At 67.4% G+C, this 19,965-nt stretch carries 20 protein-coding genes and 1 tRNA gene; 5 read left to right on the forward strand and 16 right to left on the reverse strand.

Annotation, left to right across the window (positions count from 1 at the left end; genetic code table 11):
* Positions 1–75 precede the first annotated feature (75 nt).
* Both ACWHYQ_RS08545 and ACWHYQ_RS08550 read right to left on the reverse strand, forming a co-directional pair.
* Complete coding sequence (locus tag ACWHYQ_RS08545) at positions 76–2,427, reverse strand: fibronectin type III domain-containing protein (protein ID WP_447975266.1); 2,352 nt, start codon at positions 2,425–2,427, stop codon at positions 76–78.
* Between the two features lie 11 nt (positions 2,428–2,438).
* Entirely contained in the window at positions 2,439–2,765 is a 327-nt protein-coding gene (locus ACWHYQ_RS08550; protein WP_447975267.1) for a hypothetical protein, read from the reverse strand.
* 385 nt (positions 2,766–3,150) lie between these two features.
* Here ACWHYQ_RS08550 and ACWHYQ_RS08555 point away from each other — a divergent pair, with 385 nt between their 5' ends.
* From ACWHYQ_RS08555 to ACWHYQ_RS08570, 4 genes are all read left to right on the forward strand, one after another.
* Positions 3,151–3,600, forward strand: a complete 450-nt coding sequence (locus ACWHYQ_RS08555) for a hypothetical protein (RefSeq protein WP_447975268.1) — start codon at positions 3,151–3,153, stop codon at positions 3,598–3,600.
* 199 nt (positions 3,601–3,799) lie between these two features.
* Positions 3,800–4,192 (forward strand): hypothetical protein, encoded by a 393-nt coding sequence (locus ACWHYQ_RS08560; RefSeq protein ID WP_447975269.1) that lies wholly within the window; start codon positions 3,800–3,802, stop codon positions 4,190–4,192.
* Between the two features lie 9 nt (positions 4,193–4,201).
* Positions 4,202–4,939, forward strand: a complete 738-nt coding sequence (locus tag ACWHYQ_RS08565; protein WP_447975270.1) for a gamma-glutamyl-gamma-aminobutyrate hydrolase family protein — start codon at positions 4,202–4,204, stop codon at positions 4,937–4,939.
* Positions 4,936–6,372 (forward strand): amino acid permease, encoded by a 1,437-nt coding sequence (locus ACWHYQ_RS08570; RefSeq protein ID WP_447975271.1) that lies wholly within the window; start codon positions 4,936–4,938, stop codon positions 6,370–6,372. Before ACWHYQ_RS08565 ends, ACWHYQ_RS08570 begins: the two co-directional genes overlap by 4 nt.
* Positions 6,373–6,438: 66 nt before the next feature.
* Here ACWHYQ_RS08570 and ACWHYQ_RS08575 read toward each other — a convergent pair whose 3' ends face one another.
* The 9 genes from ACWHYQ_RS08575 to ACWHYQ_RS08615 form a co-directional block, all read right to left on the reverse strand.
* A complete protein-coding gene (locus tag ACWHYQ_RS08575) occupies positions 6,439–6,873 on the reverse strand; it encodes a hypothetical protein (RefSeq protein WP_447975272.1) in 435 nt (144 codons plus the stop codon).
* 133 nt (positions 6,874–7,006) lie between these two features.
* Positions 7,007–8,518 (reverse strand): SLC13 family permease, encoded by a 1,512-nt coding sequence (locus tag ACWHYQ_RS08580; protein WP_447975273.1) that lies wholly within the window; start codon positions 8,516–8,518, stop codon positions 7,007–7,009.
* A 12-nt stretch (positions 8,519–8,530) separates the two neighbouring features.
* The gene (locus tag ACWHYQ_RS08585) at positions 8,531–9,019 is read right to left on the reverse strand and encodes a phosphate-starvation-inducible PsiE family protein (RefSeq protein ID WP_447975274.1); all 489 of its coding nucleotides are present in this window, start codon (positions 9,017–9,019) and stop codon (positions 8,531–8,533) included.
* Between the two features lie 16 nt (positions 9,020–9,035).
* Positions 9,036–9,422 (reverse strand): hypothetical protein, encoded by a 387-nt coding sequence (locus ACWHYQ_RS08590; RefSeq protein ID WP_447975275.1) that lies wholly within the window; start codon positions 9,420–9,422, stop codon positions 9,036–9,038.
* Positions 9,423–9,505: 83 nt separating this feature from the next.
* Positions 9,506–10,801: an MFS transporter gene (locus tag ACWHYQ_RS08595; protein WP_447975276.1), complete on the reverse strand. Its 1,296-nt coding sequence runs from the start codon at positions 10,799–10,801 to the stop codon at positions 9,506–9,508.
* Entirely contained in the window at positions 10,798–11,904 is a 1,107-nt protein-coding gene (gene nagZ, locus ACWHYQ_RS08600; protein WP_447975277.1) for a beta-N-acetylhexosaminidase, read from the reverse strand. The genes ACWHYQ_RS08595 and nagZ overlap by 4 nt, the downstream gene beginning before the upstream one ends.
* 6 nt (positions 11,905–11,910) lie before the next feature.
* Positions 11,911–13,452, reverse strand: coding sequence for a leucyl aminopeptidase (locus ACWHYQ_RS08605; RefSeq protein WP_447975278.1), 1,542 nt, complete (start codon positions 13,450–13,452; stop codon positions 11,911–11,913).
* Between the two features lie 77 nt (positions 13,453–13,529).
* The gene (gene queE, locus ACWHYQ_RS08610; protein ID WP_447975279.1) at positions 13,530–14,165 is read right to left on the reverse strand and encodes a 7-carboxy-7-deazaguanine synthase QueE; all 636 of its coding nucleotides are present in this window, start codon (positions 14,163–14,165) and stop codon (positions 13,530–13,532) included.
* 77 nt (positions 14,166–14,242) lie between these two features.
* Complete coding sequence (locus ACWHYQ_RS08615; RefSeq protein WP_447975280.1) at positions 14,243–14,932, reverse strand: HAD family hydrolase; 690 nt, start codon at positions 14,930–14,932, stop codon at positions 14,243–14,245.
* 118 nt (positions 14,933–15,050) lie between these two features.
* On the opposite strand from ACWHYQ_RS08615, the gene ACWHYQ_RS08620 reads away from it, so the two are divergent.
* Positions 15,051–15,135, forward strand: a tRNA-Leu gene (locus ACWHYQ_RS08620).
* Between the two features lie 99 nt (positions 15,136–15,234).
* Here the strand turns inward: ACWHYQ_RS08620 and ACWHYQ_RS08625 are convergent.
* The 5 genes from ACWHYQ_RS08625 to ACWHYQ_RS08645 all read right to left on the reverse strand — a co-directional run bounded on the left by ACWHYQ_RS08625 (position 15,235) and on the right by ACWHYQ_RS08645 (position 19,833).
* A complete protein-coding gene (locus ACWHYQ_RS08625) occupies positions 15,235–16,809 on the reverse strand; it encodes an OmpA family protein (RefSeq protein ID WP_447975281.1) in 1,575 nt (524 codons plus the stop codon).
* Positions 16,810–16,857: 48 nt separating this feature from the next.
* On the reverse strand, positions 16,858–17,217 hold the full coding sequence (locus ACWHYQ_RS08630) for a c-type cytochrome (protein ID WP_447975282.1): 360 nt from the start codon (positions 17,215–17,217) through the stop codon (positions 16,858–16,860).
* A gap of 262 nt (positions 17,218–17,479) precedes the next feature.
* Entirely contained in the window at positions 17,480–17,650 is a 171-nt protein-coding gene (locus tag ACWHYQ_RS08635) for a hypothetical protein (protein WP_447975283.1), read from the reverse strand.
* 105 nt (positions 17,651–17,755) lie between these two features.
* On the reverse strand, positions 17,756–19,150 hold the full coding sequence (locus tag ACWHYQ_RS08640) for an MFS transporter (RefSeq protein ID WP_447975284.1): 1,395 nt from the start codon (positions 19,148–19,150) through the stop codon (positions 17,756–17,758).
* A gap of 35 nt (positions 19,151–19,185) precedes the next feature.
* Positions 19,186–19,833: a BON domain-containing protein gene (locus tag ACWHYQ_RS08645; protein ID WP_447975285.1), complete on the reverse strand. Its 648-nt coding sequence runs from the start codon at positions 19,831–19,833 to the stop codon at positions 19,186–19,188.
* Between the last annotated feature and the right edge of the window lie 132 nt (positions 19,834–19,965).

Below are 19,965 nucleotides of genomic sequence, written 5' to 3' on the forward strand. Positions count from 1 at the left end.
CGTCAATTGGATGCGCCCACCCGCGATCACGGCGCCGCGTCCCTCCTTGTGCTCGCCCCACCGCCTACGCGTATGTCACGGAAAGACCACCGGTCCGGGTTTCTTGGTCGCCACCGGCGCGAACGGTGTGCCGATCACCAGGCTTTGTATCGGCGAAATTGGTCCCCCCGGGTAGGGCGGTGCCTTCCCTCCGTTCCACGCCGGGGTCAGTAGGTGGGAGTTGGGGGGAGTGAGGAAGGCAGCATCAAGATAATACTGACCCGCAGTTTGGGTCAGATTGACAACATATTCCCCCTGGTAAATGGTGTTGCTGCCATCGGTGATGGTAAGTCCATACACGTTTGTCCCGAGGCTGCCGTTGATCGTTGGGTATGGATTGGTATTGCTGCAAGGGCCCGGGCCGGAGGGGGTGTATGGCTGTTGATTGATGGTGAACGTATAGTTCGCGGGGGGGCATCCAGAGGCATTCACCGACCAGTTGAGGCTGGTACCGAATTGCAATGTCCCTTCGGGTTTCGCCAGGGTCCCGGTGGTCATGCTGTAGACAGGGACGGTAAATGAGGAAACAGGATTCCCATCCAGTGTGCTTGTCGCGGTGACGCTGATCTGGTAGGTCGTGCCGGGACTCAAACCGGAGATCGTAGTTCCACTCGGACTTGGGGGAGAGGGTGTCAGGGTAATCCCTGGAACCGGGATGCCCGCGCCGTAGCTCACGGTGACCGCATAGGCCGTCGCTCCGCTGACGACGGGCCACGTAATCGTGAGCGAGGTGTTGGTCGGGTTCGAGACCGCCACCTGCGGGGCATCAAGGCGATTGTCATTCAGGATGGTGATGCGCACGGTGGTCGCGTTGCTGGGCAGCGGCACGTAGGGGCTGGGCCGTCCACCGCGGTCGCTGTAGGCAAAGCCATAGGCGTCGGACAGGTTGTAAAAGACGGCCGCGTAGGGATTGTAGAAGCCGTCGTTCGTCTTGCGTGTGCTGGCGAACGGATACAGGATAGGCGGATTACTGTACCAGTTCGCGCTATTCTGGGAGGCGGTGCTTCCCGGGCCCACGTACCCGAAGTTGATCCCGGCCATGAAATCCCCCGCGATCACCGCGTAGAGGCTATTGGGGATGGCGCTGATCTGTTGTTGGGTCATCCCTGCTGTCGGCACCGAGAAGGCCGTCGCGGGCGCCCCGTAGAGATTCACGTCGTACCCGGCCTTCGCGGAAGGAGCCGGCAGGCTTACCGAAACGGGTAAATTTGCAGGGAGCGTCACATCGGAGCCCGAAGGAGTGACTCCACACGGCGGCCCATTCGTCATGGACGATGTGCTGGTCAATGTCACGGTGTATCCACTGTGTCCGTCCGAAGCCAAGCTTGCCTTGTACGTGTAGCCGACTTGGTTCGGGCATCCCGCATTTCCAGCTCCGCTGACCGTGAACGATTGTCCGACCAAGGACGCCAGATACGCTCCGAAGCTGGGATAGGGCGTCGGAGAGCCAGTCGCCGAATTGGACGCCAGGAGCGAGGGGCCCATGACACGGGCGAATCGAGTGAGTGGCTGGCTCGGGGTCCAGGTCCCGAGCGAGGACGAGCCGACCCCTTGAAACGCGCGTTTCATCTGCGGGCTGAGCCCATAGAGCTGGCTCAGGATGGTGCTCGTCGAGGCGTAATAGCTCATGGTAGTAAGGATGTTCCCGCTGCTGTCGAGGTAGTCGTACTGCATCGGAATGCCGAAGAAATCCATGGACGTCAGGTCTGCGCCGCTATTGGGGTAGCCAAATTCCATCTTGTCCCAGCGGAACGACTCTGTGCCGGTCGGAAAATTGCCGTTGGTAACGGCGACCGGAGTGCCATACGAAACCATGAGCCGTCCGCTGCTTATCGCGCTGATCCCGAATTGATATATGGGTCGGGTCTTTCCAGTGTAGGCTGACGTGATCGTCCCGCATGGCGTCATGCTCGTCAATGGCTTCGCATGTTGGGTGCCCGTCGGGCTCGCGGCGATATCGAGATAAGAAAGGCCAGGAGGCGGTCCGCCAGATGGCCACCCGAGGCTTTTCCCGGTCAAGAGCCCATACACCTGACTGTCATGGAGCCCGCTGTCATTGACCAGTTGGACGGCGAGGGCACCGGGAATTGTCCTCGGTTGGCAAGGGGGCGAAGCGGTCGGCGCCGACGTCTTGCCCTCCGCCGTTTCTCCCAGGACCTTGGCGAGCTTCGCGGCTGCGGCTTTTTGGGCCTCGCTCTCCTGTTCCATCGTCGCGGCGAGCTTGCGCTCCTGTTCCAGCTCGGTACGCATCTTGGCCTTTGCCTGTTCCTGCTCCTGCCGGACTTCCTCCACGTCGCCGGAGGAGACGCACCCGGCCAGCAGCAGGACTGCCGCCAGACCCCAGATACAAGGGACGACTCGGCGAAGGGGGCGAGATGTCGCTGACATGGGCTGTCTCCTTATTCTAAGCTCTTCAAGGTGGCCCGGACCTGATGTAGGGCGTCCACATGTCGCGCCTCTTCGGCTTTCAGGTATTCTTTGACGGACTGGGAAATCTTGGCGTGGGCGGCGCGCAGCTCCTCATTCTCCTTCGCCAAGGCGGTAAACTTCGTCTGCTCCTTCATCAGGTCCTCCCGCAGCGCGCTCTCTCCCTGCTTGGCCTCCTGACGGACCTGTTCCAGGTCGCCGGAGGTGGCGCAGCCGGCCATCAGGCCCGCCACCACGAGCACCATGACTTGCGCGGCCGCCGTCAAGGGCCGGCCAATCGTGCGTCGTTTGGTCACCACGATGGTCCTCCTTGCTTAAGAAGGTTTCACGATCAAGCGGTTTGGGGGAACGCAGTGTAGCGGAGCCACCCCAGCATGTAAAGGGAATTCCGCGGTCCTGCTGCTGTCCGCACCCCCTATCCCGTTGCTCAATGGGGCGATTTCCCCATCTTCGTCTGTCAGTCGCGTTCGGGATCGGCCATCGCAACCAGGGAGCTGACTCCCTATTTCGTGCGAGGCCGCAGCCCCGGTCGCTACACGGGTGGCCCGGGGCATGGTTGCCCCTGCCGGTCTGTGGGGGTGAGGCACCGGTGTGGTAAGTTGGTCTGTGAGTGGGGAACGCTGCCATATTTCTTGTGCGGTCTCTTGGCCTGTGCCATCATAAGACGCGTCAGAGGATCACGGCATGTCTGGTATTCCCTCGCCCCGAGTGCCGCCGTATCGCGTCACGCTTTTCTACGGTCCGGACCTAGTTGGCGGCCCGCCTCAGCGGCTGGCGTGCGTTTTCAACGTGAAGAAACGGAGCTGGAAGGGGGGCGTTCAGATCACGGTCGAGGTAGAGGAGCGCCAGCTCGACCGGCTGCGCGCGGCCGTGGGATTCGACGCCTGGCTGCAGGGGGTCCTGGCCGGCTGGCCGGAAGCCGATCAGGATGACTATGTCACCCGGGCGCGCGACGCGTTCGTCCAAGCGATCTGCGCCAGGAAGCTGGACCTGGCACTGGAGGCCGGGCTGTCCCAGGAAAACGGCCGCCTCCCGGCGGAGGCGCTGACGGCCGAGCTGGAACGGGCGATCCTGGGGGCGCCGGAGCGGATTATGGCGCACGTTCTCACCGAGCTGGACCTGGCCGACTCGTGACCCGCGGCGTGAGCCGGTCCCTCCAAATAGTAGTTTGCTAGCTCGGGAGGATTTGCTATAAGGAAACGGTTTTGCCGACGCTTGCCACCCGCGTCGAGGGACTGACGCTTCAGCCAAGGAGGGAGATCAGGTGCGCACCAGTCGTGATGCCCGTCAGACGGGAAGGGGAAGAGACTTTGCAGGGACGATCCGTAAAGCCGTGGCTGTGGGACTCGTCGTGGCCCTCTGCCACGTGAGCCTACTCCAGACAGGGTGGGCACAGGAAGGTGCGGCGGCTGCGGACAGGTCGGCGCCCAACGCGGCGGCCGAATTTGGGTTGGGCGCGGCCAGTGTGTTCGCGACGATCCCCTATGGGATTCTCAAGTTCGTCTTCGCCACCCTCGGCGGCGTCTCCGGCGGGCTGACGTATGCGTTCAGCGCCGGCAACGAGAAGGCCGCGAAGTCCGTGTGGGACACCAGCCTGCGCGGCACCTACGTCATCACCCCGGAGCACCTGAAAGGCGACCAGGCGATCCGCTTCTTCGGCGTCCCGCCCGAGGCGGAAGGCCCGGTTCCGGCCGAGCCCGCCCCGCCCGCGGAGCCGGCCCGCTGACGGACCAGCATGAAACCGATCATTGGGGTCACGCCGGACTTTGCCGAGGGTGAGCGGCAGGTGCTCGGGAGCCGGGAACCCACCTATTTCCTGCGGGCGCGCTACGTGCGGGCGATCGAGGACCTCGGCGGGGTCCCGGTGATCCTGCCGCTGGCGACCGATCCGGCCGTGCGGCGCCGCCTGCTCGAAGGCCTGGACGGCCTGCTCTTGACCGGGAGCGGGCCGGACCTGCCGCCCGCCCTCTACGGCGAGCGGCGGCGGTTCGCCTTCCCGGTGATGAGTCGGGAACGGTGCGAGTTCGAGCTGGAGCTGGCGCGTCTGGCGGCCAAGGCCGGGCTGCCCACGCTCGGCATCTGCGGGGGGATGCAGGCACTCAACGTCGCGCTCGGCGGCAGCCTTGTCCAGGACATCGCCGGCCAGATGCCGGCCGCGCTTCCGCACAAGCCGGCCAGGCCGGCCACGCGGCTGTCGCACGAGGTTCGCGTGATGCCGGCGAGCCTCCTGCGCCGCATCCTCGGGCGCCGCCGCCTCCGTGTGAACAGCTCGCACCACCAGTCCGTCAAGCGGGTGGCCCCCCTGCTGGTCGCCAGCGCGGTCGCGCCGGACGGGGTCATCGAAGCGATCGAGTCGCCCCGACATGTCTTCCTGCTTGGGGTCCAGTGGCATCCGGAATGCCTCTACGCGCGCCACGAGGTTCAGCGGCGCCTCTTTCGGGCCTTCCTCAAGGCCGCGCGCTCCGCCACATGACCAGTCCGCTGTTCCGCACCAAGAGTATCGAGCAGATCCTGGACGACTGCAATCGTCCCGAGCACCGGCTCAAGAAGACGCTGACGGTCTGGGACCTGATTGCGCTCGGCATTGGCGGGATCATCGGCACCGGGATCTTCGTCCTGATCGGGACCGCGGTGGTGGGCGACGCGACCCGGCCCGGCGCTGGACCGGGCATCGTGCTCTCCTTCCTGCTAGCGGGCGTGGCCTGTGCCCTGACCGCGCTGTGCTATGCGGAGTTCGCCGCCATGCTGCCGGCTGCCGGCAGCGCCTACACCTATACGTATGTCGCCATGGGGGAGTTCTTCGCCTGGATGACAGGCTGGAACCTGATCCTGACCTACGGCGTCGCCTGCGTGGTGGTCGCGATCGGCTGGTCGGGCTATTTCACGAACCTCCTGCAGACCCTGGGGCTGGCCCTGCCAGCCTGGGCAGTCCGTCCGCCGGGGGCCGACGGCGGGCTCGTCAACCTGCCCGCCGCGCTCATCGTCCTGCTGGTGACAGTCCTGTTGATCGTCGGCACTAAGGAGAGCGCCCGCGCCACGGGCCTGATCGTGCTCGTCAAGGTGGCGGTGATCCTGTTCTTTCTCGCCGTAGGCGTCTTCTCGATCGAGCCGGCCAATTGGGAGCCGTTCCTGCCCAACGGCTTCGAAGGCGTCGGCGCCGCGGCGGCGGTGGTCTTTTTCGCCTATATCGGATTCGACGCGGTCTCGACGACTGCCGAAGAGGCGCGCCATCCGCAACGGGATCTCCCGGTCGGCATTCTGGGGTCGCTCGGCATCTGCACGGTGCTCTACATCGCCGTGGCCGCGGTCCTGACGGGCATGGTGCCGTCGCCCCAGATTGATATCCACGCGCCGGTGGCCGAGGCGCTCCGGCGGGCCGGGCTGACCTGGAGCGCGATTCTGGTGGCCGTGGGCGCCCTGGCCGGCATCACGAGCGTCCTGTTCGTCATGCTGATCGGGCAGATCCGCGTGTTCTTCGCGATGTCGCGGGACGGCCTGCTGACCCCCTGGCTCTCGGCCGTGCATCCGCGCTTCGGCACCCCGTCCCACGCCACCGCACTCACGGGACTGGCCGTCGCGGTGCTCGCCGGGTTGGTGCCGATCGGGGCGGCCGCAAACATGACGAACATCGGCACCCTCTTCGCCTTCGCGTTTGTCTGCGGAAGCGTCTTGGTGCTGCGGCGGACGCTCCCGGATCGGCCGCGTCCGTTTCGCATCCCCTTCATGCCGTGGACCGCTCTGCTGGGAGTCGGCGGCTGCCTGACCTTGATGGCCTTTCTCCCGGGGACGACCTGGTTGGGCTTCGCTGTCTGGACCCTCGCCGGCGTGTTCCTGTACCTTGTCTACGGGATGACCCACAGCCGACTTAGGAAGCCCTCGGCCACCTCCGCCCCAGCGGACGTGTAGCTCCTCGCCTGCGAGGCTTGCATCTCGGGAGATCCGCTTAAGGACGACGGTGCGAGGGGAAGCGAGTTATCCGACGTCTCCGGCGGGCTTGGTCGGGTCGGCGGAGGAGGCGGCGACGGGGGTCTGGACCGCGGCGGCGGGTGTAGCTGCCGCGGGGTGAGGCTTGGCCGCATCCGCGGGTGCGACGGCTTGGTCCGCCGCTGCGGGTTTCGGTGGGGCAGCCGGCTTGGGCGGGGCGGGCTTCTCGGGCTTGATCCCCCCCTCCCACGAGGGACCACTGTACATGTCGGGCGACAGCCCCTTCGCTTTCCACTTGTCTTCGAAATCGGCGGCCGCGCGATTGGGCGTCTCGCCCTTGCCGACCACGTCGTTCCACGGGTAGACGCGCGGGCCGATCTCGCAACCCTGGTCCGTCCGCTTCAGATAGAGCGCGATCGGATTCCCGCGATAAGGGCCAAGAAAGATATGGAGAGAGCCGACGTATTCCAAGAGGCGCGCCACCTCGAAAACTCCGAAAGAAGCCGCAACATCATCAACAGAATTTATGGAGGGCGCTTATGATGCCACATCCGGCCCACCCGTGCAAGCGGGGTCAAGGGCCGGGGCGGACGGAGCTCCCGGCGCCCCGCTCCCTTCAAGCGAGGCCCAGGAGCGGGCACACGAGCCGCAGTGTCAGCCAGATCAGGATGGCACCGACGAGGTCGAGCAGAAGGCCGGCGCGGAGCATGCTCCGCAACGGGATGAGCCCGGTCCCGTACACGATCGCGTTGGGTGGGGTGGACACCGGCAGCGCGAAGCCCAGGCTGGCCCCCAGGCAAGCTCCCAAGGCCGGCGGGACGGCGGGCACCTGCGCCGACTGGGCGATCGCGATCACGAGCGGGACGAGCATGCTGGCCGTCGCGGTATTGGAGGTCAGCTCGCTCACGAGGATCGCCACGACGATGGCGCCGGCGGTGAGGCTCCAGACTGACGCGATCCCGAATCCCTCGACGACCCCGCGGCCGACGGCGTCGGACAGGCCCGTCTTGAGCATGAGGTCGCCGAAGGCCAGCCCGCCGCCGAACAACAGGATGGTGCCCCAGTTGATCCGGGCGGCCTCCCGCCAGGACAACGTCATGATCCCTGCCTTCCAGTCAGCGGGTAGCACGAAGAGGAGCCCGGCCGCCAGGAGCGCGACCAGCTCGTTCGGCAGGTGACGATCCATCCAGCTTGCGGCGCCGCTCTCCGGGCCCGCGATCGCGGTGAGCAGCCCTGGCGCGACCCACAGCCCGACGGCGACGCCGAAGGCGAGGCAGGCGTTGATCTGGCCGCGGGTCCAGGGCCCCATCGCCGCCCGTTGCCCCTGAAGATACTGCGCCAATCCCGGCACGACTGGCTCGTCCGCGGGAAAGAGCTGCGCAACCAGGATCCAGCTCGCCAGGAGCAGCACAGCGGCCAGCGGCAGGCCGAAGGCCAGCCAGGTCTGGAAGGGGATCGGCACGCCCGTTTCCTGTGCGATGAGGCCTGCCCCGATGAGGTTGGGCGGCGTGCCGATCAGGGTAGCGGTCCCGCCGGCGGTCGCGGCGTAGGACAGGAACAGGAGCGCGCCGATCCGATAGCGGTCGAAGCCGGCCGGCCGGGCGTCCCGGAGCGTCGCCAGGAGGCCTTGGGCGACGGGCAGCATCAGCGCCGCGGTGGCGGTGTTGCTCACCCCCATGGAGATGACGGCGGTCACCGTACCCAGCGCCAACAGGATCCGGCTCGGCCGGCCGGCCACCCAGGGCAGGGCCAGCACGCGAGCGGCGAACCGCCGGTCCACCCCGTGCACGGCGAGGCCCTGCGCCAGACAAAAGCTCCCGATAAAGAGGAAGATGATCGGATGGGCATAGGCGGCGAAGACGCTGCTGACCGAGCCGAGGCCGGCGAGCGCGCACAGCGCGGTGCCGAGCAGTGCGGTAACGGGCAGCGGGATCGGCTCGGCGATCCAGTAGCACACGACCCCGGCGAGGATCGCAGCCAGGCGGTGCGCCTCCGGCGTGAGGGCCGGCAGGGGCGCGAGCAGGACGAGCGCAGCGGCAAGGGGACCCGCGAGCAGGCCCGCGAGCCGCCTCCCACGCGCCTGGCGCGCCGACGCGGCAGCGGATTCCTGGCTCGCGTGGCGCGTCATGAAGACCGTGCGTTAGCTCTTCGCGCTCGGCACGGGAGCGGAGGGATCGGCCGGGCTCTTGCGGACGACAAGGACGGCCAGCATCAGGACCATGACGACCGCCACGTTCAAGCCGATGTCCAGCAGGTAGCGCTGGAACAGCTCCTCGGACACCCCGGTCAGGTGCGCGAGCTCGGCGCCGGCCGTGAGGATGCGCCGGATCGAGGCGATGATGCCGATATTCAGGAACGGCTCCAGGGTGATGATATCCGTCTGGAGGAAGCGCACGATCGTCCGGAAGAGTTCGAGCAGAATGATGACGAGCAGGAGATCGTTGACCAGGGTCAGGGCGGCGGGGAGAAAGGCCGCTCGGGCGGCCATCGCGAAGGTCCCCCAGCTATAGGCGAAGACGAGCATGCCGAGGAACAGGAAGCTGAAGCCCGCGGTGACGTACCCCCACCGGTCGAGCCACCGCATCCAGGCGACCCATCTTCGCATCCGTTCGTCGGTCGGTTCGAACATGGGCCTCCGAATGACGTCAGGCGGTCCCGGTTTGCCCCGACTCGTCGGCCGCGCTCCCGCGGAGCTTCCCGAACCGGAGGTCCCGCATCGCGGTCAGCGTCAACGAATGGCCGCAGCAGACGATCTCCTTGAAGCCCGCGCCGCCCTCCATGATCATCACGCGCAGCCCGCAGGAGTCGGGGTAGAGCTTCTTTTCGTCGAGCACGATGCCGGGGAGCAGCAGGTCGCGCTTGCGCCCGTGCGTGGAGCCTGGTCTCGCGACCACGTCCTCCTCGGTCAGCTCGTGGTCGCAACAGACGATCTTCTCGAAGCCCGCGCCGCCGCCCATGATCTTGACCATGAGCCCGCAACTGCCTGGGTGCCGCTTGTGCTCGTCAATAATGTCGCCCTTCTTCACAGCCATGACACCACCGTTATTAGACGTGAGCGGAACCCTGGCCAGAGACACCGATTGCTAGGCTCGTTCCACGCCTCATGTCTCGCGCCTCACGGGTTTGACGCGGCTGCGATCCCCCGCCGCTCGTCCACCGCCTGGAACAGCAGGAGCCCCAGTGCGAAGAAGCCGGCCATCGCGAGCACCGCCCAGCGCTGGCTGCCGGTCCAGGCCGTCACCTCTCCGTAAACCAGCGGCCCGACCACGGCCGCGAACTTCCCCGTCACCGAGAAGAACCCAAAGAACTCCGCCTGCCGGCCGGGCGGCGTGAACTGTCCCAGCAGCGCGCGGCTCGTCGCCTGGTTCGCACCCAGCGCCGCCCCGGCGATCAGCCCGATCGCGTAAAACTGCTCAGGGGTCTGGACGACCGCGGCGCCGGCCGTGAGCGCGATCCACAAAACCAGCGTGGTCGAGATCGTTCCCTTGGGGCCGATCCGGTCCGCTAAGAGCCCGAAGCCCGCCGCGCCCAGGCCGGCCGTCACCTGGGTCACGAGGAAATAGATAATCAGATCGCGCGGGGTAAAGTCCAGGACTTTGTTCGCGAAGATCGCGGAGGCCACGATCACCGTGTTAATGGCATCCGTATAAATCAGGTAGGCGACCAGGTAGGTAAAGAGATCCCGGTAATGGCGGACCTGCCGCGCGGTGGAGGCCAGCCGCGCGACGCTCTCCCGCCAGAGCGAGAGCCCGACGGCGCCGGCCTGGGGCGTCGCGCGCTCCTTGAGCCAGAGCAGGGTTGGCACGGAGGCCAGCAGGAAAAAGGCGGCTGTGATCGCGAAGCTCAGCCGGTAGGCGGGTAGGTTGTCCTCCGCGAAGCCGCCGCGGATGAACGGGAAGGCCAGGGCGAGCGAGAGTAGCCCGCCGACGTAGCCCAGGCCCCAGCCGTAGCCGGAGATCCGCCCCATGCGCTCAGGGGGCGTGATCTCCACAAGGAAGGCGCTGCAGAACAGGAAACCGAGATCGAAGGCGACGTTGGCGATGCCGAACAGGACGAGCCCCATCCCGACATCGCCCGCTCGCACGAACGCGAGGAGCGCGGTGCACACGACGCAGATCAGCGTGGACCCGATCAGGAACGGCCGCTTGCACGCGCGGGCGTCGGCGAGGGCGCCGAGCGGCGGCGCGAGAACCGCGGCCACCAGCATCGAGGCGGCGTAGCCCCAGAACCAGAGCCGCTCGGGCAGGGTTTCCTGGCCCGGCTGGGCCAGCGGGGCGGCCACGACCTGGACGAAGTAGACGCTGTAGGCGACCGTGACGATGAGGGTGGTGAACGAGGAGTTCGCAAAGTCATAGAAGGCCCAGGCCCAGAGCTCTTTGGGCCCGGCGGGTCCGACGGGCGCCGGTCTCACACCGGGGCCTGCGGGCGGTGCTCGCTCCTGCAGCGGATCTGGTCGAGCAACGTCCGGTGGGTCCGGCTCCCCACGATGGCCTGCGCCGCCACCAGGTCGGCCGGCCGGTACGGCTGGAGGAAGCGTTCCTTCACGCGGGCGATCCGCCGGAGTGACTCCTCGAGCCGGGTCTCGGGGAGCAGCCCGTCCTGCACCGCGTTCTCAACGGCCTGGCAGGCGGTCGCTACTCGGTCCCGGTCCTGGCAGATCAGCAGGATATCAGCGCCAGCCTGGAGCGCCTGCACGGCCGCCTCGCCGATGCTACGGTGGTCCATGATCGCGCGCATCTCCAAGTCGTCCGTGAGGACGAGGCCGTCGAAGTGCAGCTCGGTCCGCAACAGGCCCGTCAGGATCGCGGGCGACAGCGTCGCCGGCCTCTTCTCGTCGAGCGCCGGATAGACGACGTGCGCGGTCATGACGCTGGCGAGCCCGCGCGCGATCGCGTGGCGGAAGGGCCGCAGCTCGACCTCCTCCAGCCGCTCGCGCGACGCGGTGACCACCGGCAGCTCCCGGTGGGAGTCGGCGGTGGTGTCGCCGTGCCCGGGGAAGTGCTTCCCGCAAGCCACCACCCGGCCGTTCTGCAGGCCGAGGACCGTCGCCAGGCCCAGCTCGCAGACGGGCGCCGGCTCGGAGCCGAACGCACGGTCGCCGATGACGGGATTGGCCGGATTCGTCTGGACGTCCAGCACCGGCGCCAGGTTCATGTTGATGCCGACGGCGCGCAGCTCGGCCGCGGTGACCGAGGCGGCGGCGTAGGCCAGCTCGGTGGACTCGCACCGGCCGATCAGCCCGCAGGCGGGAAAGACCGTGAAGCCCGGGGGGAGCCGCGAGACCCGGCCGCCTTCCTGGTCAATCGCGATCAGCAACGGCGCATGCGAGGAGCGGCGCTGCAGCTCGTTCGTGAGCGCGACGATCTGGTCCACGCTCTCGAGGTTGCGCGAGAACAGGATCAGGCCGCCCGGCCGGCAGGCGGCGAGCAGCTCGGCGACCTCCGCCGTCACGGCTGTGCCGGCGAACCCGACCATGAACAGTTGCCCGACTTTCTCACGGAGGGAAAGCGTCATCGGCGATCAGCCTTCGGCCTGGTTCAGCAGGTACTGAACGAGCAACCGCGTCCCGATCCCCGTGGGGCCCTTCGGGATATAGGCCCGCTCGCGGTCGCTCCAGTCGGTGCTCGCGATGTCGAGGTGGACCCAGGGGCAGTCGCCGACGAACTTGCTCAGGAACAGGGCCGCCGTGATCATCCCGCCGCCCCGCCCGCCGATGTTGCGCATGTCGGCCACATCGCTCCGGAGCTGCTCGAAGTAGTCCTCCCACAGCGGCATCTCCCAGACCCGCTCGCCCGCTGTCTGCCCCGCCTCACGGATCGCGCGCTTGAGCGCCTCGTCGTTCGCGAACATCCCGATCGCGAACTGCCCGAGCGCCACCATGCAGGCGCCCGTGAGCGTCGCCACGTCAATGAGCGCGGCGGGTTTGAAGCGGGTCCCATAGGCCAGGCCATCCGCCAGGATGAGCCGTCCCTCGGCGTCGGTGTTCTGGACCTCGACGGTCTTCCCCGAGAGGGTCTTCAGGATATCGCCAGGCTTGATCGCCCCGCCGCCGGGCATGTTCTCGGTGGCCGGGAGGATGCCGACCAGATGCAGTGGCAGCCGCAACTGCGCGGCCGCCCGCACCGCCGCAAGCACCTCCGCCCCGCCGGTCATGTCTGCCTTCATCTGTTCCATGTTCTCGGCCGGCTTGAGGGAGATGCCGCCCGTGTCGAACGTGATGGTCTTGCCGACCAGCACGATCGGGCCAGCCCGCCTCCCGTCCCCCTCGCCCCTCGCCCTTGGCCCCTGGCCCCTGTATTCCAAGATGATGAACTTGGGCGGCTCGTGGCTCCCGCGCGCGACGCCGAGCAGCGCGCCCATCCCCAGCCGCGCCATGTCGCGCCGCTCCAGGATCGTGAGGCGCAGGCCGTGTCGGCGGGCGATGGCTTTAGCCTCCTGGGCCAGTCGTGTGGGCGTCATGACGTTGGCGGGATGGTTGCAGAGGTCGCGCACGTACGCGGTCGCCTCCGCGCTCACGCGCCCGCGAGTCGTCCCCAGCTCGATGGCGGCCCGGCGCGCCGCGCGCGGCTCGACGATCGTGATGCGTGCGAGCCTCTTGGCTGCCTCCTGGTCGTCGCTCCGGTACTCGGTGAACCGGTACACGCCGAGGATCGCCCCTTCGACCATGGCTTGAGCAAGTTGGGCGGTGGAGAAGCCCGACAGGCCCTCGCCCTGGACCGGCGTCGCGAACGAGCGGGCGCCGACCTGGGTCACGCGCTTCGCGACGGTGCCCAGTGCCTGCCGGATCGTGTCGAGCTGCGCCTCGCGCTTTTTGCCCAGGCCGACGAGGAGCACCCGCTTCGCGGGGATCCTCCCTAGCGTGTGGATCAGCGCGGTCTGGCCGCTTTTGCCCTCGAACTCTCCCGACTTCAGCAGGTCCCGCAGGCAGCCGTCCAGCGCCTTGTCCACCTGCCCCGCTGGCCCCTGGAGGGCGGCGTCGTCCTCGAAATGGCTGAGCACCAGCACTTCGGCCGGCTCATCCTCGACGCGCCCCCGTTTCACCTTCACGTCAACCGATTGCATTCGGGTCTCCTCACTGCCTTGCTCTGGCACGCTCAACATTCAGCGTTGAGCCGTCAGCTTTGGAGCTGACGGCGGCGTCAGACTCCCCGCATGTCCGGGGCCCAGACGTATTTGTGAAGCTGGAGCTGGAACCGGACCGGCAGCCGGTCGGCCAGGATCCATTCGGCGAGCTGCCGCGGGTCGAGCTCCCCGAAAACAGGCCCGAAGAGGACGGTGCAGCGGGCGTCGAGCCGGTGTTGGCGCAGGACGGACACGGCCCAGTCGTAGTCCGCGCGGTCCTTGATCACGAACTTCACTTCGTCCTTGGACCCCAGCCGGTCCACGTTGCCCCAGTCCGTGCGGTCCGTCATGCCGCTGCCCGGGCACTTGAGGTCCAGGATCACGTGGGCCCGCCGATCCACTGGCTCGATGTTGATGGCGCCGCTCGTCTCGACGAGCACCTCGTACCCCTCGTCGCAGAGCGCCGTGATCAAGGGCACCGCCTCCGGCTGATGGAGCGGCTCCCCACCCGTGATCTCCACCAGCGGGCAGCCGTAGGCCCGGACCGCCGCGAGTACCTGGTCCTGGGTCATCTCCGTGCCGCCGTGGAAGGCGTAGGCGGTGTCGCACCAGGCACAGCGGAGCGGGCAGCCGGTCAGCCGCACGAACACGCAGGGCTGGCCGGCGTGGCTTGACTCGCCCTGGATGCTATAGAAAATCTCGGTGACGCGCATCGCCCCACAGCGGTGACATGAGTGACGGGTGACAGGGGGCGGAGAGCCGGCAAGATCGGTTCCTGCCCGTCACGGCTTCACATCCATCTCGCGACCGGCCAGCCCTGCCGGCGCGCGATCCGCGCCATGCCGCGAATCGGGTTCACCACGCGGGGATGACCGACCGAGCGCAGCGCCGCCACGTCGCCTGGACTGTCGCCGTAGGCGTAGCTCGCCGCGAGGTCGAGCCCGCGCTCGCGCGCGAAGGCCTCCAGCAGACGGCGCTTGCCGTCCCCGTAGGGGACGGGAGTCCGAAGGCGCCCGCTGTACACGTCGCCGACCCGCTCCGGCTGTGCCGCGAGCACGCTCGGGACGCCCAGATGGGCCGCGAGCGGGGTGATGAGGAAATCCAGCGAGCCGGTGACCAGCACGAGCTCATGCCCACGCTCCCGATGCGTTTGGAGGACCGCCAGCCCGTCCTGTGACAACCGGGGACGGACCTCGCGTTCGAAGAAGGGCTCGGCCAGGGACTCGATCGCCGCCCAGCGCTTGCCCGACAGGTAAACCTTCCGCTCCCGGAGTGCCTGGAGCGACACCGGCGGCATGTGCCGGAGCAGGAACCAGAGGCTCTGCACCCCTTCGGTCGCTCCCACGAGGCCCCGCTGCCAGAGGAAGTGGAAGAACCGGACCTCGATGGCGACGCCAGGGATCAAGGTGTTGTCCACGTCGAAGAAGGCCCCGATGCGGGCGTCGGTTGCACGGGACGTTGTCACAGCGGGATGGACCATCAACCATCTCAAGGGGTCGGCCTCAGGCGAGCCGGGGCGCGAGAGGACAAGGTGAGCATTTTACCCAACAGCCCCTTGATTGACAAGCGTTTCTGGGGCCACCTATAATGCCGTCGGCGCCGAAGTGGTGGAACTGGTAGACACGCACGTTTGAGGGGCGTGTGGGGAAACCCATGCGGGTTCGAGTCCCGCCTTCGGCACCACCTCCCCAGCCCTAATCCTCCGAGCGGCCATTGGTTCCCTACCAATCCGGCCGCCGTTCAAGGATCGGTTTTCATCCAGCACTGGCCGGCGGCCCCGGCTCACTTCTTTCCCGCGCTCGCGTTCTCGCCCGGCTCTCTCGGGACAAGGATGATCTCGATGCGGCGGTTGGCGGCGCGCCCTTCGTCCGTGCCGTTGTCGGCGATGGGGCGGGTGTCGGCATAGCCGGCCGTGGCGATTCTCGATTTGTCCACGCCGCCCTGCTCGACGAGATACCGCGCGACGCTGGCGGCCCGCGCCGCGGACAGCTCCCAGTTGGTGGGGTACTTCTCCCGCAGCTTGGTTCCGATCGGGACGTTGTCGGTGTGGCCCTCGACAACGATCTGCTTATCGGGCACGGTCTTGAGGATGTCGCTGACCTGCTTGAGCAGCTTCTGGCCCGCGGGCTTGACCCCGGCCTGCCCTGGCTCGAAGAGCGCCCGATCCGGGATAGTGATCGAGAGCCGGTCGCGCACCTGCCGGAGGCGGAGGTCGCCCTTGGCGCTCTCCACCTCCAGGGCCTTGGTGAGCTGAGCGGCCGTCTTGGCCAGCCGCTTGCTCTCCTCGTCCTTGGCGGCATGTTCCGCATCGAGCCGGGCCGTTTCCGCTTCCCGAAGCTTGAGCAGTTCCTGCTGGCGCTGGAGGGAGGTCTCAAGGGTCTGCGAGCCCGCCAGGAGCTGGTCGCGTTCCTGCTTGACCTTCGCGTTCTCCTCGCTCAGGGTCTTCAGCTCGTCGGTGAGCGTTTGGACCCGCTCCTTCGTCTTCTCCAGCTCGTCGGTGAGGCTGGCGACCTTGTTGAGGAGCGCCTGGCGGTCGGCCACGCTCTGCCGGAGCTTGGCGATCTCCTGGTCACGCTCTTCGAGCCGCTTCTGGAGGTTGGCGGCGCGCGCAGCCTCGGTCTCCAGCTCGCCGGCCCGCTTCTGAAGCCTGGCGATCTCTTCCTGCGCCGTCGTGGTGCCGGACATGAGCTTCTGCTTCTCCTCCCGCAGGGTGGCAAGTTTGACCTGCTCGGCCGCAAGCTTGGTCTCGAGGTCCCGGGCCTGGTTCTTCGCCTGGGTCAAGGCCGCGACGGCCTGCTCTTTTTCCTTCTCGATGGCCGCGATGCGGGCGCGGGCATCGGCCAGCGTCTTGGTCGCACTGCCCAGCTCCTGCTGGGCCGTGTCGAGCCGCCGCTGCAGATCTTCGGCTTTGGTCTGAAGCGTGTCGCGCTCACGCCGGAGTTCCGAACCCAGGCGCTGGGCCTCTTCACCCTCGCTCCGCAGCTTGTCGAGCTTGCTCTGGATCTCCCGGCGGGCCTGGCTCTCGGCCTCGGCTTCTCGCCTGGCCTCGCTCAGCGCATGCGCGGCCCGGAGGGCGGCGTCCTGTGCGGTCTGCACCTCACTCGCCAGGCGGGCTTTCTCCTGCTCGAGGGCCTGGGCCTTCTCTTGGCTGGCCTGCAGGTCCTTTCGCAGGACTTCGAGCGCGGCGGCGGTCTCGGCCGCCGCCTTCCGCAGGGCTTCAAGCGTCGCTGCGGTCTCGGCCGAGGATTTGCGCGCGGCTTCCAGCTCGGCGGCGGTCTGCCGGTATGTCCCCTGGGAGACGCAGCCCGCGAGCAGCGCGCCCACCGCCGCCAGGACCACCACCGCCTGACGCGTCATGCACTCCCCCTCTGTCGGCCCGTCGCGACCGCGAGTACGCCGCGGGCCTCAGCTTCCCAGAGACCGGACGTAGGCCATCACGTCCCGGAGCTGCTGGTCGTTTAAGATCCCCCGCCATGCCGGCATGGTCGAGCCCTTGCCGTCGGCGATGACGCGGAACAGCTCCTCGTCGCTCATCCGCTTGATTTCGGGACCGGTCAGCTTCGAGGCGGGCGGCGAGGTGGCCTTGGCCATGGGCCCGTTCCCGAGCCCGCGCGCCCCATGGCACACCGCACAGTATTGCTCGTAGGGAGCCTTCCCGTTCCTGGGGTCGCCAGCCGGCTGTCCCCATCCGGCTGGACCGAGCCACAAGCAGGGCAGCATTATGCCAGCCACAGCCAACAGAATCCATCGCAAAGCACTCCCCATGGTGCACCTTGTCCAGGCAGGAGCCGCGCCACCTGCGCTTGAGGCCGAGGACGCCAGCCGCCGCAAGGCGCGGCAGCCTACGGATGGCGGTGGCCCGGTCCCGGGCGAGTCCTATGTTACCTGATCCGGCCGATCTGGCGTTAGGGGGTCCACAGGGAGCAGTGAAGGAAGGCCGGAGGTCTCGTGAGCTGGGGTGGCTTGAAGAGGCCCAGACAAGCGGAGGTAAGGAGCGCGGCCGAAGGCCGCGCTCCCCTCGAACGGATTAATTCCCACCCTTCTTCTCGTCCTTCTTTTCCTCGTCCGCCTTCGGGCCGCTCGGTTTCTTGTCCTTCTTCTCCGTGGGAGCGGGGGCCGGATCGCCGGCCAGCGTGAAGGTGGCCGTGCCAAAGGTAAGCATCAGCGCCAGCGCCAGAAGTCCTGCAAGCTTCTTCATGGGATCCCTCCTTGAAGTGATAGATGAGCAGAACTGCTTCCGCCTTCGCCGCGGAAGCGAACAGCAGCCGCCAGGCCAAGCAAAAGGCGCGCCTAGGTAGATTCATCAGGGAGAGGAGAAAAAGGGCTGGATTTGCAAGCGGATCCAGGCGGAGGGCCCGACCGCGGCGTCTGTCGGCCGGGAACTCCCGCGGGACAACTTGTCCGGGCCCGGACAAGTCGTCTCCGCTCCCCTGCAGGCATTAGAGGGGACTTGGTCGTGAGCCTTACGGTTCGCACAGGAGGGGCTCAGCGCGGTTGGCTCGGTGGGGGAGATGGAAGGCAGGCGCGAGATCGCGGCGGCCACGAGCCCTGTGGCCCCAAGGACCATGCCAATGCCGATGATTCCCCAGCGCTCGCCGAATTCCTGGGTGATCCAGCCGAACACCGTCATGCCGCTGATGGCCGACGTCATGGCTCCCGTGGTGTAGATAGCGAGTACACGGCCGACCAGGTGGGTCGGCGACAGTTCCTGTAGCACGCCCCAGGCGATCGGTGTCAAGGTGCCGGCCCCCACGCCGACCAGGACCATCAGCCCGACGGCTACGACCCGGTCCGAGGCCCAGACCAACCCGACGAGCGCCGCCCCACTGATCACGCTGGACATGGAAATCGTGAGCACGCGTTTCCGGATCTCACATCGGGTCAGCCGGAGCAGCCCGACGGACATGAGGAGCAGTCCGATTCCGAACGAAGACCAGAGGTAGCCCACTTCGACGGGGCCCAGGTCAAGCATCCGTCGCCCGAAGACAGGGAACAACGTGCTGAAGGCGCTCGTGCCGAACGTATAGCACGAGGCCGTGAGGGTCAGCCAGAGCACCAGCCGCTGCGTGACCAGCGCGAAGTGGAAGCCCTCCGCCAGGTCGCGGAGCGTCGCCGCAACCGGCGACTCGGCGGGGCGCAGCGGGATGCCGCGCGGCAGGCGGAGCGGGATAAAGCAGGCCGCTGAGGCGGCATAGGTCAGGGCGTTGATGCAGAGGACCTCCTGAGAGCCGAGCGCCGCGATGCCCAGCCCGCTCAGTAGGGGCCCCACGATCACCCCCAGGCTCGTCGTGCCCTGGAACAGGGCGTTCGCGGCGGTGAACTGGTCGCGCGGGACCAGGAACGGTACCGAAGCCCAGAGCGCAGGTCCGAACAAGGCGGCCGCGAGGGCGTGCAGGAAGACAAGCACGTAAAGGCGCTCGACCGTAAAGGCCTCGACGGAGATCAGGCAGGGGACGAGCCCGATCAGCAGTGCCTTTCGGGGAAGCCGGTCCACGAGCACGCCGATGAGGGGACCCAGGAGGATGGGTGGCACAGTCTGGAGCAGCCCGATGACCGTCGTCTTGAGCGGGGAGCCGGTGATCGCATAGACGAACCAGAGCATCGCGAGCTTCGAGACTCCGTCGCCGATCTGGGAGACTAATTGTCCCCACCAGACCAGGCTAAACTCGCGTGTGAACAGGAGCCCTCGTTCCTCCACGCTCTCCTCCGGTGACAAGCGTTCGGCCGCGCGTGTCAGTCGCCGGCCTCCAGGCGGACACCCTCGGTCCTGACGGCCTTGACCCCGGGGACCTGCCGCGCGGCCTCTGCGGCTTCCAGGACGATCACCTGAAAGCGCGTCTGCCCGCTCAATGACACCACACCGTCCTCAGTCTTCACCTCGAAAGCGGCCGCCTCGAGCGTCGTGCTAGCCTTGAACCGGGCCTTGACGTATTTGGTGATCGTCTCGTCCCGGTTCCGCGCCAGTGCCCGTGCGAGCTCCGGCACGACCTTGAGCTTGCTCACGACCGCCTTGACGCCCTCCACCTGCTGGGCCACCGCCATTGCTGCGCGTGTCTCCTCCTGGCTGGCCACCTCGCCGGAGAGGACGGCCTTCGATCCGTCCACCGTCACTTCGATGTCGTAGGGCAGCAGCAACCGAGGGTCGGCCATCAGGGCCAGCTTAATCGTCACCGGGAGCGACACGACCGACTTGCGGCTCGGGACCTCCTTGGATTCGGGCGCCGCCGCCGGCTTCGACTCGGGCGGGACGGCTTGCTCTGTCGTCGGCGGGCGGGGCTTGCCGCCGGGCTGTTGGGCCGCGGCGGGCGGCCCGGCTGCCAGAGCGAGCCCGAGCAGGAAGCTCACTCCCAGGCCTGCAGCGGGCAGGGTGATCGGTTTCATGGGCCCACCTCCATCCTTGCGAGCCTGGACCGGCGCGCTGCGAATTGGGCGCGCCGGATACGCACCGTCAGCGATCTTTCTCTTCCATACTCCATTCCTTGCGAGTCTGGACCGCTCGTCTCTCAATTGTGC

It is taken from the genome of Nitrospira sp. Kam-Ns4a (genome assembly GCF_965152595.1).